The sequence below is a fragment of the Micromonospora sp. BRA006-A genome (assembly GCF_033433935.1).
In the GTDB taxonomy this organism is placed as follows: domain Bacteria; phylum Actinomycetota; class Actinomycetes; order Mycobacteriales; family Micromonosporaceae; genus Micromonospora; species Micromonospora aurantiaca.
Genome location: NZ_JANCLW010000001.1, coordinates 3296168 through 3311504, shown reverse-complemented (window position 1 = coordinate 3311504; position 15337 = coordinate 3296168). Strand labels below are relative to the sequence as shown.

Sequence of the window (15337 nt, the reverse complement as noted above, 5' to 3'; positions counted from 1 at the left end):
TTTCCTACGTCCTCATACCGGACCGGGGCGGCCAGCGCCCCGGACCCGGTCCGACTGTGGATGCGCGGGCGACGAGATCACCCGTGCTCTGTGAGCCGGGCGATTACCCCCGCCCTCGGCGGGTCAAACCGGCTGTTTCCTGAGTGTTTCCGGTGAGCCCGTAGCCGCTGGTCAGGCGGCCACGACGAGCGCCGGGCGGCGCGGGTCGTCGGCCCGGACCACCACGTCGGCGAAGGACGCCGGGTCGACCTCGCCGGCGTATCGGGCGAACGCGGGCAGGGTCCAGCGCAGCGCCGGGTCGGTGCGCCGCGCGAGCGCCGCCGGGGAGAGCACGAGGTGGACGGTGAGGTCGAACGGCAGCGTGCCGCCGAGCAGCAGCGCGCCGCTGACCACCACCACGCCGCCGGGCGGCAGATCGACGTACGCGGCGCGGCTGGCCCGGTCGGCGCGGGCGTCCCACAGCGACGGCAGCAGCCGGCCGGAGCCGTCCGGGCCGGCCGGGTCGAGCACCTCGCGGCGCAGCCCGGGCTCGTCGAGCCAGCCCTCGTAGTACGCGTCGGGGTTGGTGCGGCCGTGCTCCAGGCGTACCGAGGCGGGACGGAGGAAGTCGTCGGCGCGGACGTGCAGCACCGGCCGGCCGGCGGCGCGCAGCGGGTCGACGAGTGCCTCGGCGAGCGTGTCCGGGCCGGCGGCGGGCGGGCCGTCCACGGCGACCCGCAGCCGGCCGGGCGTCCCGGTGCGGGCGAGAAGCTCGGCCAGCTCGGTGACGAGCCGGTCGGGACTGATCGGGCGCACGCGCATCGGACCATCGTGCCGCGCGGGCGGGCGGGTCACCACATGATCGGTCCGGGCGGTCGGGGCTCCGTCCGGCGCCGATCGGCGGGTGGTGGTCCCGGACGGTCAGCCGGTGCGGTCGATGGTGACGCGGGCGTCGTCGGCGAGCCGGTAGCCGACGCCGTAGACGGTGGTGACGAGCGGGACGTCCACGCCGACCTTGCCGCGCAGCCGGCGTACGTGCACGTCGACGGTGCGGACGCCGGCGTGCTCGTACCCCCAGACCGCGTTGAGCAGTTGCAGGCGGGTGAACACCCGGCGCGGGTGGGCGACCAGGTGCAGCAGCAGGTCGAACTCCAGGCGGGTCAGCGGCAGTGGCTCGCCGTCGCGCAGCACCGACCGGGACGACGCGAGGATGTGCAGGGTGGGGATGGTCGGGGCGAGCGGACGGGCCGGAGCGCGGCCGCCCGGCACGGTGTCGGGCCGGCGCTCGGAAGGGACCGTGCCCGCGCTGACCACCGCGTCGCCGCGTTCGAGCATCTCGCGGGCGGCGTCGAGCAGCCGGCGGGCGGCCGGGGTCAGCGACTCCTCGCAGGCCAGGGGGATGGTGAGGGTGACGGTGAGCATGGGCGCGGCGGCCGTGTTCGCGGGACGACGCTGGCCGCCCGGGGGGCGACCGGGGACCGCGGGTTGGGACGTATGCCATCCGGCGCGCGACGAGGCGGGGCTGACCGACATGGTCCTCCTTGGGCTGGTCCGGGTATCTCCCCACGGCCCGGGACGCCGCTTCATCGATGCTTCCCGGCGTCTCTGCGAGGGTCAAGGGGCGGCCGCGTTGCATGAATGTGACATTTGACGAACACATCGCAGCCGTGCGCTCGCTCTGCGTGCGAGGCCCGTTGATTACAGCAGAGCACCGATTCGGCATGGTACGGGGGGTCTCCCCGGGGGTTCACAATGGCGGATCAGCGGCGAACGTGAACGCGGCGCACCCGATCCCGGGGTGCGCCGCGTGCCGTCCGGGCCGGGGTCAGGCGTCGCGGTCCACGACGATCGCGGCGTCGTCGGCGAGGCGGTAGCCCACGCCGTACACGGTGGTCACCAAGGGCGTGTCCGGCCCGAACTTGGCCCGCAGGCGGCGCACGTGCACGTCGACGGTGCGCGCCACGGCGTGCTCGTAGCCCCAGACGTTCGCGAGAAGTTGCAGGCGGGTGAACACGCGGCGGGGATGTTCGGCGAGGAACAGCAGCAGGTCGTACTCGATGCGGGTCAGTGGGATCTCGGCGGCGCCGTGCCGGACCCGCCGGGTGCCGGTGAGGATGCGCACGCCGCCGGGGACGGGCGCCGCCGGGGCGGCGGCGTCGGCGCGGCGCAGGTCGAGCACGGTACGGGCGGCCGGCCCTTCCCCGGAGGCGGCCAGTCCCTCGCCGGAGGCGGCCAGTTCGTCGAGCAGGTCGACCAGGCGCGCGAGACCCGGCGTGAGCGGCCCGGCGCCCAGGTCGAGCGTGATGGTGAGCGTCGGTGCGGTACGCGGCCGGGGCGGCACGGCCCGGTCGGGGCGGCCCGAGCGGGCCGGACGGGTGGTGAGGGCGACGACGGACATGGGAGCCTCCTGTGCGGGCGGTTGCCCCGCCCCGCCGGGTGCGGCGGGACGGTCAACGGAGCGCCCCGCCGGCGGTGACCGGGGGCGCGGCGGACGAGGGTCGGGTCGGCGGGGTGGGACCGAGGGTGGGCAGGCCGGCGATCTGCCAGGCGGCGAAGCCGCCGGCGACGTCGGTGGCCCGGTGCAGGCCGATGTCCTGGAGCGCGGCGGCGGCCAGCGACGAGGTGTAGCCCTCCTGGCAGAGCACGATCACCGGGATGTCGTAGCCGGTCGCCTGCGGCAGCCTTGCCGCGCAGCGCGGGTCGAAGCGCCACTCCAGCACGTTGCGTTCGACAACGAGCGCGCCGGGCACCGTGCCCTGCGCGGCGCGTTGTGCGGCCGGGCGGATGTCTACGAGCAGCGCTCCGCCCCGGCACGCCAGGTGGGCCTGCTCCGGGTCGAGGCGGCGCAGGCGGGCCCGGGTGGCGGCGAGGATCTCGTCGATGCCCCGCGAGCCGGGCGGCGGGACCGGACAGCGCTCGGTGCGGGTGGGGGTCTGCTGCGCCATCGTGGCGTCCTTCCGTTCGTCGGGGTTGCGGGTGCGGCTCACCAGGCCACCCCGGCTCGGGCCACCTCGGCGACCCGGAGCCGGCCGGCGACGAGGTGGTAGCGGGCCATCCGGGTCAGCGCCGGCCGGTACACGTGCACGCTGACGGCGGGCTCGTCGCCGTGGTTGGTGACCTGGTGCACGTGCCGGGCGCCGAAGCGCCGGCCGGCTCCGGCGGCGAGCCGGTGCGGGCGCAGCCGCCCGCCGCTCACCGTCTCCTCGGTGAGCACGCCGGCCACGACCAGGAACGCACCGGACGAGCCGCCGTGGTCGTGCAGGCCGGTGCCCTGTCCGGGCAGCCAGCTCAGCGCCCACACCTCGTACGCGTCGCCGGCGTCCAGCCGGGCGTACCAGCGCTCGGGCGCCTCGAACCGCAGCGGCACCGGCCAGCCGTCCGGGTCGGCCCAACGGGCGGCGGCGGCGAGCAGGTCGGCGGGAACGGTGCTGGTCATCGGCGATGCGTCCTCTCGGTGCGGAGCGGTTGTACCCGCACAGCTTAGACGGTAAAGCCTATCGGTTTAGTAGGTAATACCGGATGCTGGGACGCCGGACGTGACTCAGCGCAGGACCGGCGGACCCACCTTGTAACCCGGCACCGACGGCCAACGGACGGTGAGCACCGTGGACTCCCGCTCGGCGTACCAGGAGTGGTCCACGCCCCGCCCCCACACCACGTAGTCACCGGGGGCGCGCAGCACCACCGTCCGATCCGGCAACTCGATCCGGAACGCGCCGCTGATCAGCACCAGCAGGGCGGTACGCCGCTCGCCGGTGGCCCACCGGGACCGGGTCTCCCCCGCCGGGTGCACGCCCCACTTCACCTCCACGTCGGTGCTGTGCCGCACGTCCCCGGCCGGCTTGAAGTGGCCCAGCAGCCAGCCCGCGTCGGCCGCGCCGTCCACCGCCGCGTTGCCCACGTACACCCGATCGTCCATGTCCGCGCCTCCCGTGCCCGGCTGCGCAAGCTACCAGGCGTGTCCGGCCGCGACGCCATAGCCTGGGCGGATGGCCGACGAACTCGACGACGAGACCATCGCCTTCGCCCACCGGATGTTCGACCTGGCGCGGGCCGGCGCCACCGAGGAGCTGGCGGCCAACGTGGACGCCGGGCTGCCGGTCAACCTCACCAACGCCAAGGGCGACACGCTGCTGATCCTCGCCGCGTACCACGCCCACCCGGACACGGTGGCCGCGCTGCTGGCCCGGGGCGCCGACCCGGCCCGGGTGAACGACAGGGGGCAGACCGCGCTCGCCGCGGCCGTGTTCCGGCGCCAGGAGGCGGCGGTCCGCGCGCTGCTCGACGCCGGCGCCGACCCGGACCACGGCGGCCCGTCCGCGGTCGAGACCGCCCGCTTCTTCGAGCTGCCCGACATGCTGGCGCTGCTCGGCCGCGCGTGACCGGCGGGCGGTATACAGGGACGGTGGAGGATCCCGTACCCGAGCAGATGCGCACGGCCGCCGCGGCGTTCCTGGCCGCGCTGGACGAGCCGGCCCGCGACGCCGCCCGGCACGCCTTCGACGACGAGCCGGCCCGGCGGTGGCTGGAGTACCGGCCGCGGCCCCGGCCCGGCGTCGCGCTCGCCGGCCTGGACGTCGACGCCCGCAAGGCCGCCCACCGGCTGCTCGCCACCGCGCTCAGCCCGGCCGCGTACGCGCAGGCCATGACCGTGATGGCGCTGGAGGAGGTGCTGGACCGGGCCGAGGACTGGCGGCGCGGCCGGCACAGCGGCGACTACTGGGTGGCCGTCTTCGGCGACCCGGACCGCGACGACGACTGGGCCTGGCGGTTCGAGGGACACCACCTGTCGGTGAGCATGACGGTCGCCGACGACCGCATCTCCCCCGCGCCGGTCTTCCTCGGCGCCAACCCGGCCACCGTCCGGCACGCCGGCCGCCCGGTCTCCCGGCCCCTGGGCCCCGAGGAGGATCTGGCCCGCGAGCTGCTCGACGCGCTCGGACCGGCCGGCCGCTCCGCCGCGATCATCGCCGACGAGGCGCCCGACGACATCATCAGCGCCACCCGGGCCACCGCGCCGGGACGGCTCGACCCGCTCGGCGTACCCCGGGGGCGGCTGCGGCCCACCGGCCGGGCGCTGCTCGACCGGCTGGTCGCGCTCTACCTGGACCGGCTCCCACCGGAGCTGGCGGCCCGGGAGGCAGACCGGCTCGACGGCGGCGAGCTGCACTTCGCCTGGGCGGGCCCGGTCGAGCCGGGCCGGCGGCACTACTACCGGGTGCAGGGCGACGACCTGCTGATCGAGTACGACAACACCACGGACGACGGCAACCACGCGCACACCGTGCTGCGCCGCCCGGCCGGTGACTTCGGCGCCGACGTGCTGGCCGCGCACCACGCCGCCGCCCACCGGCCGGCGGCTACCGGCCGCGACGCGCCGCGCTGAGGCGGGTCAGAACGGGCGCGGGCGGGCGATCTCGACAGTGGACCCGGCGGGCACGTCGCCGAACGTCTCGAAGCCGCCCGGCTCGGTGGCCCGGTCGAACTGCTGCATCAGCCGCGCGCCCAGGGCCACCCCGACCGCGCCGACGGCCAGCGCGACGAGTTCGGCGGCGAGCAGGGCGCCGTTCGCGCCCCGCTGCGGCGCGTTCGCCCGGATCAGGCAGGACAGCAGGAACAGCCCCGCCATGACGGCGTTGACCAGGTTGAACGTCAGCACGGTCCGGCTGGTCCGCCCGGCGCGGACGTCCCACAGGTCGACCAGGCCGGCGACGGTGGCGAGCCCGGCGGCGACGAGCGCGGCCACGGCGGTCCAGTAGCCCACCTCGCCGAGGAACGCCGGCCCGCCGGCCACGTCGGCCAGGTCGAAGACCGCGGCACAGACGAACAGGCCGAACGGGAACGTGACAAGCATCGGTTGAATGGGATGCCCCTGCACCCGCAGTCGGCTCTGCATCGCTTCCTCCCCAGGTCGGCGCAGCTCACCAGTCCAGAGTGCTACCCGAGGCGCCGCGGGGTGAAACGACTGTCGCTCAGTTGTCCCGGGGCCGGGAGACGGTCAGCACGAGCCGCTCGGCCACCTCGCGCAGCGGGATGTCCAGCGAGGACGCGGCACTGCGCAGCACCCGCAGCGCCTCCGGGGCGGGACAGCCGCGCTGCGTCATGATCACACCGACGGCCTGCCCGACCACGCCCTCGGCCAGCAGCGAGTCGTCGATCTCGCCGGCCCGGGAGGCGGCCCGCTCGCGGTCGCGTGCGGCGGCCAGCAGCAGACCGGCGTGCTCGGCGAGCAGCATCGCGGTGAGCTGGTGGCGGGGGGTGAGCGCCTCGGGCGCCTCGGCGTACAGGTTGATCGCGCCGATGACCTGCTCGTCCACGTCGACCGGGGCGGAGATCACGCCGTGCACGCCCAGCGCGCGGGCCCGCTCGCTCCAGGCCGGCCAGCGCGTCTCGTCGGGCAACCCGCCCGCGATGATCATCTCCCGGCGGTGGATCGCCGTCATCGCCGGCGTGTCCGGCCCGTGCCGCAGGTCGTCCAGCTCGGCCCGGTCCGGGTCGGAGGCGGCCACCCCGGCGGGCTCACCGGCGCGCAGCGCGGTGAAACCGCAGCAGTCCACGCCCGGCACGGCGTCGCGGGCGATCCGGACCAGGCGGTCGAGCGCCTCGTCGAACCCGGCCGCACCGATCAGGCCGGCGGTCAGCTCACGCAGCAGCGCGGCCGTCTCCAGCACACCGAGGTTGTCGATCATGGGTTGGCGCGTGTCGAGGTTCACCGGGCCGGGGCCTCCACCGTCCCCGCGTCCGTCCACGCGGTCTCGCCGTCCGGCACCGTTGCCTGTCCCATGTCCGTCCCTCCTGTGGCCGGGCCCCGGCCTACTACCCTCGCAGACCGCGGGCGAAACCGCGCAAAAAGGCCCCTCCCGGGCGCACCGGAAGGGGCCTTCGGCGCGGGTCAGCGCGACCCGGAGATGAGCCGCCGGCCCACCGAGGCGATCAGCCGGTCCAGCTCCGAGCCGAACGGGTTGTCGTGCACCAGGTACGTCCAGGTGGCGGTCGGGCGCACCAGCTTCGACGAGTCCGGCTCCCAGCCCTCGTCGAACTCGGTCTCCTCGAACGTGGCCACGGTCCGCGTCTCGATCTCGGGCACCAGCGCGTTGAACGCCGGCACCGCGCTGCGGTGGAACTCGTCGAGCGGGTCCAGTCGGCCCAGCGCCCGCAGGTGCACACCCTCGCGTACCTCGGACAGCTCGGCCAGGTGGTCGGCCCAGAGCCGGTCCAGGTGGTAGAGGGCGATCTTGCGGGCCACGTCGGCGAGCAGGTCCTCGTCCATGTCGCCGGCCTTCTCCGGCACCCGCTCCAGCAGCATCAGCGCGGCGATGTCACTGGTCAGCAGCCGCTCCCGGCGCTCGGCGAGGGCCTTGCGCTGCTGCTCGATCACCTGGCTGTAGCGCCACGTGTTGCGGTGGATCTCGTGGTTGACGCCCTCGGCGACCCGCTGGGCGTGCTCCACCGCGTAGTCGACCTGCGGGTCGGTGACCAGGCCGTCGGCGTTCATCCGGGGCGAGGCCGGCACGGTGTCGCCGGCGTGCCGGACCACCAGGTCGTCCTCCAGGCTGACGAAGAACACCGACCCGCCCGGGTCGCCCTGCCGACCGGCCCGGCCGCGGAGCTGGTCGTCGACCCGGCGGCTGTCGTGCCGGCCGCTGCCGATCACGTACAGGCCGCCCAGCTCCGCCACCCGGTCCCGGTCGGCCTGGTCGCTGCCGCCCAGCCGGATGTCGACGCCCCGGCCGGCCATCTGGGTGGAGACCGTCACCGCGCCGTAGGCGCCGGCCTCCGCGATGATGCCGGCCTCCTCGTCGTCGTTCTTGGCGTTGAGCACCACGCACGACACCCCGGCGGCGTTGAGCGCGGCGGCCAGCCCCTCGGACTCCTTGACGTCGAGCGTGCCGACCAGCACCGGCCGCCCCGCCTCGTGGCAGCGCGTGATCTCGTCGACCAGCGCCTCCTCCTTCTCGGCGCGGGTGGCGTAGATCCGGTCCGGCTCGTCCTCGCGGACGCACGGGGTGTTCGGCGGGATCACCGCGACCTCGAGGCCGAAGAACTCGCGGAGCTGGTCGCCGACGAGGACCGCGGTCGCGGTCATGCCGCAGACCGTCGGGTAGAGCGCGATGTACGCCTGCACCGTGATCGTGCCCAGCACCTCGCCCTCGGCGGTGGCGTCCAGGCCCTCCTTCGCCTCGACCGCGGCCTGCAGGCCGTCCGGCCAGCGGCGGCGCTGCGCGACCCGGCCGCGCATCTCGTCGATCAGCTCGACCGAGTCGTCCCGGACGATGTAGTCCACGTCGCGGTGCAGCAGTGCGTGCGCGTGCAGCGCCACGTTCACCGCGGAGAGCTGCCCGACGTGCTCCTCGTCGTACAGGTCGATGCCGCCGAGCTTGGCCTCGACGGTGGCCAGGCCGACCGAGGTGAAGGCGACGCTGCGGCCGTCCTCGGCGATCGTGTAGTGCTTGCCCTTGCGCAGCCCGCGCACCAGCGCGGCGGCCGCGTGCACCGGATCCTGCTCGCCGCCGACCGCGCCGGCCAGCACCATCGGCACCCGGGCCTCGTCGATCAGGATCGAGTCGGCCTCGTCCACGATCGCGGTCTTCAGCGCCGGCTGCACCCGGTCGGCCAGGTCGGTGACGAGCTGGTCGCGCAGGAAGTCGAAGCCGGCCTCGCTGACCGACACGTAGGTGACGTCGCAGCCGTACGCGGCGCGCCGCTCGTCGGGAGTGGACGCCTCGTTGACCCAGCCGACGGTCAGGCCGAGCAGGTCGTAGACGGGTGTCATCCACTCGGCGTCGCGGCGGGCCAGGTAGTCGTTGACGGTCAGCACGTGCACCGGGCCGTTGCCCAGCCGCACGTGGCCGTACGCGGCGACCGTCGCGGTGAGCGTCTTGCCCTCACCGGTGGCCATCTCGGCGACCTTGCCGGACAGCAGCGCCATCGCGCCGAGCAGCTGCACGTCGTAGGGGCGCTGGTCGAGCCCGCGCCGGGCCGCCTCGCGGCCGATCGCGCAGATCTCCTCGTACCCCGTGGCCCGGCCGGCGGCCTCGGTCAGCTCGGCGTCGGAGAGCTGCTCCAGGTCCGCCTCGCGCGCCTCGATCGCCGGCAGCAGCTTCTCCAGCGGCGCCAGGTCGACAGTCGTCCCCGGGCGCTGGAGGAACCGGCGGAACCTGGTCTTCAACCGTTGCGACACACCCATGAGCCGCAACGGTACGCGAACCGGAGCCGATTGTGACCCCCGCCCACCGCGCGCCGCATTCCCCCGCCCACCCGCTCCCCCGCCCGCTTCCGTCGATCATGAGGTTGACGGCATCTCGTGTCCGTTTCGTCGCCGTCAACCTCATGATCGACGCGTTCGGGGCGGAGGCGCGTCAGGGGGTGAGGACCACCTGGAGTTCGCTGCGGCGGCGGTCGGCCAGGTCGGTCAGCAGGGTGGGGGCCTCGTCCAGGGGGACCACTGCCGAGATCAGGTGCTTGCGGATCACGTCCCCGTACTGGCGCAGCAACTCCACCGTCTCCGCCGACAGCCGCTCCCGGTCCCAGGTGGGGGCCAGGCCGCGCGGCACCCGGCCGATCTGCGCGCAGCGCAGCGACAGCCCGTTGTGGTGGAACTCCTCGCCGAGCCGGACCGCGTCCGCGCCGGCCTGGTAGAACGCCAGGTCGATCACCGTGCCCTGGGGGCGCAGCAGGCGCAGCGCGAGCTGCAACGCCCAGTCCTGCCCCCGGCACTGGAAGACCACGTCGGCGCCCCGGTCCCCGGCGGCGTGGTTCCACCGCGTCTTGAGCACCACCGCCGGGTCGTCCGCGTCCGGGTCGAGCGTGTCCAGGCCGAGCGCCTCGGCCACCTGCCGCCGGGCCGGCGTCGGGTCGACCACGACCACCGAGGCGGCGCCGTGCCGGCGGGCGAACAGCGCGGTCAGCAACGCCACCACACCGCCGCCGACCACCGCCACCCGGCGTCCGCGTACGCCGTCACCGAGCGTGCGTACGTCGGTGCCGCACAGGTCGGCGGCGGCGTGCAGCAGCCCGTTGGCGCAGATCGGGCCCATGTGCGCGACGTACACGCCGAGCAGCGGATCCAGGTCGTCGGGCAGCGGCACGAACCGCTCGGTGAGCGGGTCGGCCACCCAGCCGCTGCGGTGGCCGTACGTCATGGCCCCGACCTCGCCCACCGCGACGGCCGGGGTACGGCTGGCCACCACCCGCCCGACCTGCATGTAGCCGAGCCGGGTCACCGGGTACGGCGTGCTCGCCTCCCCGGGCCGGAACAGCCCGAGCCCGGCGTCCCAGGTGACGTGCAGGTAGGGGTTGGTGCCCTTGACGAAGCTCAGTTCGGTGCCGGCCGAGACGCCGCTGTAGAGCGTCTCCACCCGGAACGTGCCCTCGCGCAGCTCCGGCGCGTCCAGTTCGGCCAGCTCCACCCGGCCGGGTCCACCGACCACCACCACCCGGTCACGCATCGACGCTCACCCCCGCGTCCGCGACCGCCGCGGTGAGCCGGGCCGCCGGCCCGGTCGGCAGCGCCACCGGCCGCCCGGTACGCGCCGACTCGGCCACCGCCAGCGCGAGCCGGTGGGTGCGCAGCGCCTCGGCGTACGGCACCCGCACGTCGTCGCCGAGGCCGCACACGGCGTCGACGAACGCCCGGTCGACGGCCACCCGCGCGCCGTCCGGGTCGGCGGGCACGTGCCGCTCGCCGTCGGCGTCACGCACGGTCAGGCCGTCCTCGGCCAGCCACATCACCAGCCCGTCGGCGAGGATCTCCACCCCGGCCCGGTGCTTCCAGCCGAGCACGCAGGACGCGGCGAGCGTGCCGACCGCACCGGAGCCGAACCGCAGCGTGGCGGCGGTCACCGAGTCGATGTCGGCGCCGTCCACCGGCGGCGGGCTGCCGTCGCCGTAGGCGGTCACCTCGACCGCCTCGCCGGCCAGCAGCCGGACCAGGTCCAGCACGTGCCCGGCCTGCTCCACCACCGGGCCGCCGGAGCGGTCCCGCCGCGCCCACCACGCCACCGGCGGCACCTTGTCCAGCCAGGCGCCGTTGACCATCCGTACCGGACGGCCGGCGAGCAGCCGCCGTGCCTCCTCCACCACGTGCAGGTAACGCCAGTGGTGCCCGACGCCGGTGAGCAGGCCGCGCCGCTCCACCAGCGCCGCGACCCGCTCGGCGGTCTCCAGGTCCAGCGCCACCGGCTTCTCCACGAACATCGGCACCCCGGCGGCGACCACCGCCTCCTCGACCGGCCCGTGGGCGAACGGCGGCACGCACACGTACACCGCGTCCGGCCCGGCTGCGAGCAGCTCGTCCACGTCGCGGAACACCCGGCCGCCGTAGGTGCCGGCGAGCGCCCCCGCCGCGTCCGGCGCGACGTCGGTCACACCGAGCAGCTCCACGTCCTCGAAGCCCGTGAGCACCCGGGCGTGGCGTTGCGCCACCCCACCGGCTCCGACTAGTCCCACCCGGCAGGTACGCATCCGACCAACCCTCTCGCCACGACTGGAAGACTGCGGTCACCACTCCCCCCGGCGGCAGCGCGCGAAACGCCGCCGGGGGGCGCAACGCAACGTTCATCTGCCCGGAACCGCCCGGTACGCACCTGGTGATCAGGTTGTTAGGCAAGATCCGGTTAGCGCGGATGCGGGATTGGGAAACCATGGTTCGCGATTCCACCACTAATGGGGGGTGCCCGTGCGGGAATCAGATTCGACCGTCTCACCTGTGGTGGAGGCGTGGGCCACGTACCGCACCAGCACCGCCGCCGACTGGCCGGCGCGACGACTGGTCCGCGCCAAGGGCGCGAGCCGGGTCAGCGTGGTGCTGCCGGCCCGCAACGAGGAGGCGACGGTCGGCGCGATCGTGTCGACCGTCCGGGAACACCTGATGGAACGCGTGCCACTCGTCGACGAGCTGATCGTGGTGGACTCCCGCTCCACCGACCGGACCGCGCAGGTGGCGCGCGCGGCCGGCGCCGAGGTGGTCGGCCAGGACGCGATGACGCGCGGGCTGCCCCGGCTGACCGGCAAGGGCGACGCGCTCTGGGCCGGGCTGGCCGCCGCCGAGGGGGACGTGGTCGCGTTCATCGACGCCGACCTGCGCGAGTTCCGGCCGCACTTCGTGACCGGGCTGCTCGGGCCGCTGCTGACGGACCCGAGCGTGGAGTTCGTGAAGGGCTTCTACCACCGGCCGCTTGTCGGCGCGACCAGTGTGGAGCCCGACGGTGGCGGGCGGGTGACGGAGCTGATGGCCCGGCCGCTGCTGAACCTGTTCTGGCCGGAGCTGGCCGGTTTCGTGCAGCCGCTCGCGGGCGAGTACGCCGGCCGCCGGGAGGTGCTGGAACGGGTGCCGTTCGTCACCGGGTACGGCGTCGAGACGGCCATGCTGATCGACCTGCTGGAACTGGTCGGGCTGGACGCGCTGGCCCAGGTGGACCTGGGTGAGCGCAAGCACCGGCACCAGGACACCGCCGCGCTGGGCCGGATGTCCGCGCAGATCATGCTGACCGCCTGGTCGCGGCTGCAACGGCGCGGGTGGGCGGCGCCCGGGGTGGCGCCGACCGCACTGCTGACCCAGTTCCGCCGGGGCGGCTCGGAGACGCTGCCCAACCTCGACCGCGAGATCGTCGTGAACGACGTGTCGGTGCAGGAACGCCCGCCGCTGGCGCAGATGCGCAACCGCCTTCCCCGCCGCCGGGTGGCGGCCGCGTGAGCGGGGAACCCCGGAGAGAGGACAGCGCATGACGCTCACCGTGCTGATGAACGCCGGGCCGTGGCTGTCCGTGCCGCCGCCGGGCTACGGCGGCATCGAGAACGTGATCGCCACGCTGGTGCCGGAACTGCGCCGCCTGGGCGTACGGGTGGTGCTGGCCTCGGTGGAGAGCAGCACGCTGCCGGTGGACGAGCGGATCGCGGTCTTTCCGGACGGCCAGTTCCACGCCTTGCAGCGGCCGTACAACCAGGTCTGCGGCGTCTCCCAGGCGCACCTGTCCGGGGTGGTGCGGGCGCTGCACGCCCGCGACGACATCGACCTGGTGCACGACCACGTGGAGGCGGTCGGGCTGGCCACGCTCGCCGCGATGGGCCCGGACGCCCCGCCGGTGCTGCACACCCTGCACTGGGACCTCGCCAAGCACCCGGAGCTGTACGGCAACCTCGACGGCGGCGACCGGGTACGTGTGAACGGCGTGTCCGCGTCGCAGCTGGCGCGCGCCCCGGAGGCGCTGCGCGCGCACGCGGTGGGGCACGTGCACCTGTCCACCCCGCTCGCCGTGGACGCGGACCGGCACGCGCCGGTGGCGAAGGGTGACCACGTGGTGATCCTCGGCCGGATCAACCCCGGCAAGGGGCAGGACCTGGGCGCCCGGCTCGCGCAGGAGGCCGGCTTCCGGCTGGTGCTGGCCGGTCCGGTGGGCCCGTACCACCGGCCGGAGGATCTGGCCGCGGCCGGCGACGAGGCCCGGCAGAACCCGGACGTGCGTTTCTTCCACGACCAGGTGGCCCCGTACGTCGACGGCGACCGGGTGCGCTGGGTCGGCACGGTGGCCGGGCGGGACCGCGACGACCTGGTCGCCTCGGCGCGGGCGTCGCTGTTCCCGCTGCGCTGGGAGGAGCCGGGCGGTACGGCGGTGGTCGAGTCGCTGTCGCTCGGCACACCGGTGGTGGCCACCTCCCGCGGCTGCCTGCCGGAGCTGATCGAGCACGGCCGCACCGGCCTGCTCACCGGCGACGAGCGGGAGCTGGGTGACCTGGTGCTCGCCGCCGCCGGGCTGGAGCCGGCCGAGTGCCGGCAGGAGGCGTCCCGGCGGTTCACCCCGGCTCGGATGGCACAGCGGTACGTGGAGCTGTACGACCGGGTCCGGGCGGGCGTGCCGAAGCCGCTGCAGCCCGCCTGAGCCGCGCCGGCCTGCCACCCCGCGCGGCCGGGCCGGCGTTTGCCCCGGCCGGCCGCGGGAAACCGGCGCTTCCCGCGGTGGCGAGGAGGCCGGCGTGACGAACTCGATGGCGCACTCCCGGGCGCGGCGCAACCCGGCCGACGGGCGGGCGCCGGTACGCCGGATCGCCTCGGGGTTCGCCGTTCTCCTGCTGCTGCTCGGCGCGCTGGGTTTCGTGCCGGGCGTCACCAGCCACTTCGCGGATCTGCGCTTCGCCGGCCCGGGTTCCGGCGCCCGGCTGTTCGGTGTGTTCCAGGTCTCGGTGGTGCACAACCTGGTGCATCTGGTGCTCGGCGTGGCCGGGCTGGTGCTGGCCCGTACCGTCGCCGGGGCCCGCGCGTTCCTCGTCGGCGCCGGCGCGGTCTACCTGGCGCTGTGGCTCTACGGGCTGGCGGTCGACCGGCGCGACGCGGCGAACGCGCTCGCGGTCAACCGCGCGGATTCGTGGCTGCACCTGCTGCTGGGCGCCACAATGCTGGCGCTGGGGCTGCTCGCGGCGCGGCGCGGGGACCGCCGCTGACCTGCGCCCCGGCGGCCCCGATGCCCGGTTTCGCCGGTCCGGGGCCCGGGTACGTCCGTAGTCCTCCGGCTGTGGGAGGCGGCGACCGCCCCGGCCGGGGCGACCCTCCCGACGAGGGCGGCCCTCCCCGACGAGAAGGAAACGAGGCGGCGATGGTGACCCGGATCAGGTGCGAGGTCCGCGACGAGTCGCCGGTCACTGTCGTACGGCTGGCCGGAGCGCTCGACCTGGGCACGATGCGCGCGGTGCACGAGGTGCTCGACAGCTGCCTCGCCGCGCAGCCGGACGCCCTGGTGGTCGACCTGGAGGAGATCGAGGTCGGCGAGCCGCTGGCGCTGTCCGTGTTCGCCGCCGCCGCCCGCCGGGCCGCCGACTGGCCGGCGGTGCCGATGGTCCTCGCCGCTCCCTGCGCCGAGACGGCGGCCTGGCTGAACGAGACCACCGCCTGCCGGGTCGTGCCGGTGCGCCGGGACTGCGCCGAGGCGACCGCGCTGGCCGGCGCGGCGGCGTCGCCCCGGCTGCGGGCCCGGCTGGAGCCGGTCGCCGGCGCCTGCCGCCGGGCCCGGGAGCTGGTCACCGAGGCGTGCGGCAGGTGGAACGTGCCGGAGCTGGCCGGGCCGGCGTCGCTGGTGCTCAGCGAGCTGGTCGGCAACGTGGTGCGGCACGCCGGCACCCCGATGCAGGTGACGCTGACGCTGCGCCGGCCGTACCTGCGGGTCGCGGTGATGGACGGCAGCCCGGCCGACGCGTACGAGGCGACCAGCCGCGACCCGCGCGCCGAGGGTGGCCGCGGGCTGATGCTGGTCCGCGAGCTGACCCAGCGCTGGGGCAGCACTCCGGTCGGCGCCGGCAAGGTCGTCTGGGCCATACTCCCGGCTAATTGACCGAATTCTCCGCTCTCGCCTGGTTACATGGGCAGAGG

Annotated in this window: 17 protein-coding genes; 6 read left to right on the top strand and 11 right to left on the bottom strand. The window is 75.0% G+C overall.

Features of this window, described 5'->3' with window-relative positions:
* Positions 1 to 171 precede the first annotated feature (171 nt).
* From NMK34_RS14885 to NMK34_RS14860, 6 genes are all read right to left on the bottom strand, one after another.
* A complete protein-coding gene (locus tag NMK34_RS14885) occupies positions 172 to 801 on the bottom strand; it encodes a uridine kinase (protein ID WP_318333903.1) in 630 nt (209 codons plus the stop codon).
* A gap of 99 nt (positions 802 to 900) precedes the next feature.
* Positions 901 to 1512, bottom strand: a complete 612-nt coding sequence (locus NMK34_RS14880) for a winged helix-turn-helix domain-containing protein (RefSeq protein WP_318333902.1) — start codon at positions 1510 to 1512, stop codon at positions 901 to 903.
* 292 nt (positions 1513 to 1804) lie between these two features.
* Positions 1805 to 2377 carry a winged helix-turn-helix domain-containing protein gene (locus NMK34_RS14875; protein WP_318333901.1) on the bottom strand — a complete coding sequence of 191 codons (573 nt, stop codon included), beginning with the start codon at positions 2375 to 2377 and terminating at the stop codon, positions 1805 to 1807.
* A gap of 52 nt (positions 2378 to 2429) precedes the next feature.
* Positions 2430 to 2924, bottom strand: coding sequence for a rhodanese-like domain-containing protein (locus tag NMK34_RS14870; protein ID WP_318336349.1), 495 nt, complete (start codon positions 2922 to 2924; stop codon positions 2430 to 2432).
* A 38-nt stretch (positions 2925 to 2962) separates the two neighbouring features.
* Positions 2963 to 3415, bottom strand: coding sequence for a cysteine dioxygenase family protein (locus NMK34_RS14865; RefSeq protein WP_318333900.1), 453 nt, complete (start codon positions 3413 to 3415; stop codon positions 2963 to 2965).
* Positions 3416 to 3520: 105 nt separating this feature from the next.
* Positions 3521 to 3898, bottom strand: a complete 378-nt coding sequence (locus tag NMK34_RS14860; protein WP_318333899.1) for a signal peptidase I — start codon at positions 3896 to 3898, stop codon at positions 3521 to 3523.
* A gap of 70 nt (positions 3899 to 3968) precedes the next feature.
* Here NMK34_RS14860 and NMK34_RS14855 point away from each other — a divergent pair, with 70 nt between their 5' ends.
* Both NMK34_RS14855 and NMK34_RS14850 read left to right on the top strand, forming a co-directional pair.
* The gene (locus NMK34_RS14855) at positions 3969 to 4361 is read left to right on the top strand and encodes an ankyrin repeat domain-containing protein (protein ID WP_318333898.1); all 393 of its coding nucleotides are present in this window, start codon (positions 3969 to 3971) and stop codon (positions 4359 to 4361) included.
* Positions 4362 to 4384: 23 nt separating this feature from the next.
* On the top strand, positions 4385 to 5365 hold the full coding sequence (locus tag NMK34_RS14850; RefSeq protein WP_318333897.1) for a DUF3500 domain-containing protein: 981 nt from the start codon (positions 4385 to 4387) through the stop codon (positions 5363 to 5365).
* A gap of 6 nt (positions 5366 to 5371) precedes the next feature.
* Here the strand turns inward: NMK34_RS14850 and NMK34_RS14845 are convergent, their stop codons facing one another.
* From NMK34_RS14845 to NMK34_RS14825, 5 genes are all read right to left on the bottom strand, one after another.
* A complete protein-coding gene (locus NMK34_RS14845) occupies positions 5372 to 5875 on the bottom strand; it encodes a DUF2231 domain-containing protein (protein ID WP_318333896.1) in 504 nt (167 codons plus the stop codon).
* Between the two features lie 76 nt (positions 5876 to 5951).
* Entirely contained in the window at positions 5952 to 6668 is a 717-nt protein-coding gene (locus NMK34_RS14840) for a GAF and ANTAR domain-containing protein (RefSeq protein WP_412098882.1), read from the bottom strand.
* A gap of 203 nt (positions 6669 to 6871) precedes the next feature.
* Positions 6872 to 9166, bottom strand: a complete 2295-nt coding sequence (secA2, locus tag NMK34_RS14835; RefSeq protein WP_194801640.1) for an accessory Sec system translocase SecA2 — start codon at positions 9164 to 9166, stop codon at positions 6872 to 6874.
* A gap of 172 nt (positions 9167 to 9338) precedes the next feature.
* Positions 9339 to 10427 (bottom strand): zinc-dependent alcohol dehydrogenase, encoded by a 1089-nt coding sequence (locus NMK34_RS14830; protein ID WP_318333894.1) that lies wholly within the window; start codon positions 10425 to 10427, stop codon positions 9339 to 9341.
* Positions 10420 to 11442 (bottom strand): Gfo/Idh/MocA family oxidoreductase, encoded by a 1023-nt coding sequence (locus NMK34_RS14825; protein ID WP_318333893.1) that lies wholly within the window; start codon positions 11440 to 11442, stop codon positions 10420 to 10422. The genes NMK34_RS14830 and NMK34_RS14825 overlap by 8 nt, the downstream gene beginning before the upstream one ends.
* A 247-nt stretch (positions 11443 to 11689) precedes the next feature.
* Here NMK34_RS14825 and NMK34_RS14820 point away from each other — a divergent pair, with 247 nt between their 5' ends.
* The 4 genes from NMK34_RS14820 to NMK34_RS14805 all read left to right on the top strand — a co-directional run bounded on the left by NMK34_RS14820 (position 11690) and on the right by NMK34_RS14805 (position 15299).
* Complete coding sequence (locus NMK34_RS14820; RefSeq protein WP_318336348.1) at positions 11690 to 12673, top strand: glucosyl-3-phosphoglycerate synthase; 984 nt, start codon at positions 11690 to 11692, stop codon at positions 12671 to 12673.
* 28 nt (positions 12674 to 12701) lie between these two features.
* Positions 12702 to 13856 carry a glycosyltransferase gene (locus NMK34_RS14815; protein WP_318333892.1) on the top strand — a complete coding sequence of 385 codons (1155 nt, stop codon included), beginning with the start codon at positions 12702 to 12704 and terminating at the stop codon, positions 13854 to 13856.
* 106 nt (positions 13857 to 13962) lie between these two features.
* The gene (locus NMK34_RS14810; RefSeq protein ID WP_318336347.1) at positions 13963 to 14415 is read left to right on the top strand and encodes a DUF4383 domain-containing protein; all 453 of its coding nucleotides are present in this window, start codon (positions 13963 to 13965) and stop codon (positions 14413 to 14415) included.
* Positions 14416 to 14567: 152 nt separating this feature from the next.
* Positions 14568 to 15299, top strand: a complete 732-nt coding sequence (locus tag NMK34_RS14805; protein ID WP_318333891.1) for an ATP-binding protein — start codon at positions 14568 to 14570, stop codon at positions 15297 to 15299.
* Positions 15300 to 15337 lie beyond the last annotated feature (38 nt).

Bases quoted from the DNA above. Each gene is read 5' to 3' on its own strand.
- NMK34_RS14885 (WP_318333903.1), bottom strand. From the start codon at position 801: ATGCGCGTGCGCCCGATCAGTCCCGACCGGCTCGTCACCGAGCTGGCC.
- NMK34_RS14880 (WP_318333902.1), bottom strand. From the start codon at position 1,512: ATGTCGGTCAGCCCCGCCTCGTCGCGCGCCGGATGGCATACGTCCCAA.
- NMK34_RS14875 (WP_318333901.1), bottom strand. From the start codon at position 2,377: ATGTCCGTCGTCGCCCTCACCACCCGTCCGGCCCGCTCGGGCCGCCCC.
- NMK34_RS14870 (WP_318336349.1), bottom strand. From the start codon at position 2,924: ATGGCGCAGCAGACCCCCACCCGCACCGAGCGCTGTCCGGTCCCGCCG.
- NMK34_RS14865 (WP_318333900.1), bottom strand. From the start codon at position 3,415: ATGACCAGCACCGTTCCCGCCGACCTGCTCGCCGCCGCCGCCCGTTGG.
- NMK34_RS14860 (WP_318333899.1), bottom strand. From the start codon at position 3,898: ATGGACGATCGGGTGTACGTGGGCAACGCGGCGGTGGACGGCGCGGCC.
- NMK34_RS14855 (WP_318333898.1), top strand. From the start codon at position 3,969: ATGGCCGACGAACTCGACGACGAGACCATCGCCTTCGCCCACCGGATG.
- NMK34_RS14845 (WP_318333896.1), bottom strand. From the start codon at position 5,875: ATGCAGAGCCGACTGCGGGTGCAGGGGCATCCCATTCAACCGATGCTT.
- NMK34_RS14840 (WP_412098882.1), bottom strand. From the start codon at position 6,668: ATGATCGACAACCTCGGTGTGCTGGAGACGGCCGCGCTGCTGCGTGAG.
- secA2 (WP_194801640.1), bottom strand. From the start codon at position 9,166: ATGGGTGTGTCGCAACGGTTGAAGACCAGGTTCCGCCGGTTCCTCCAG.
- NMK34_RS14830 (WP_318333894.1), bottom strand. From the start codon at position 10,427: ATGCGTGACCGGGTGGTGGTGGTCGGTGGACCCGGCCGGGTGGAGCTG.
- NMK34_RS14825 (WP_318333893.1), bottom strand. From the start codon at position 11,442: ATGCGTACCTGCCGGGTGGGACTAGTCGGAGCCGGTGGGGTGGCGCAA.
- NMK34_RS14815 (WP_318333892.1), top strand. From the start codon at position 12,702: ATGACGCTCACCGTGCTGATGAACGCCGGGCCGTGGCTGTCCGTGCCG.
- NMK34_RS14810 (WP_318336347.1), top strand. From the start codon at position 13,963: ATGGCGCACTCCCGGGCGCGGCGCAACCCGGCCGACGGGCGGGCGCCG.
- NMK34_RS14805 (WP_318333891.1), top strand. From the start codon at position 14,568: ATGGTGACCCGGATCAGGTGCGAGGTCCGCGACGAGTCGCCGGTCACT.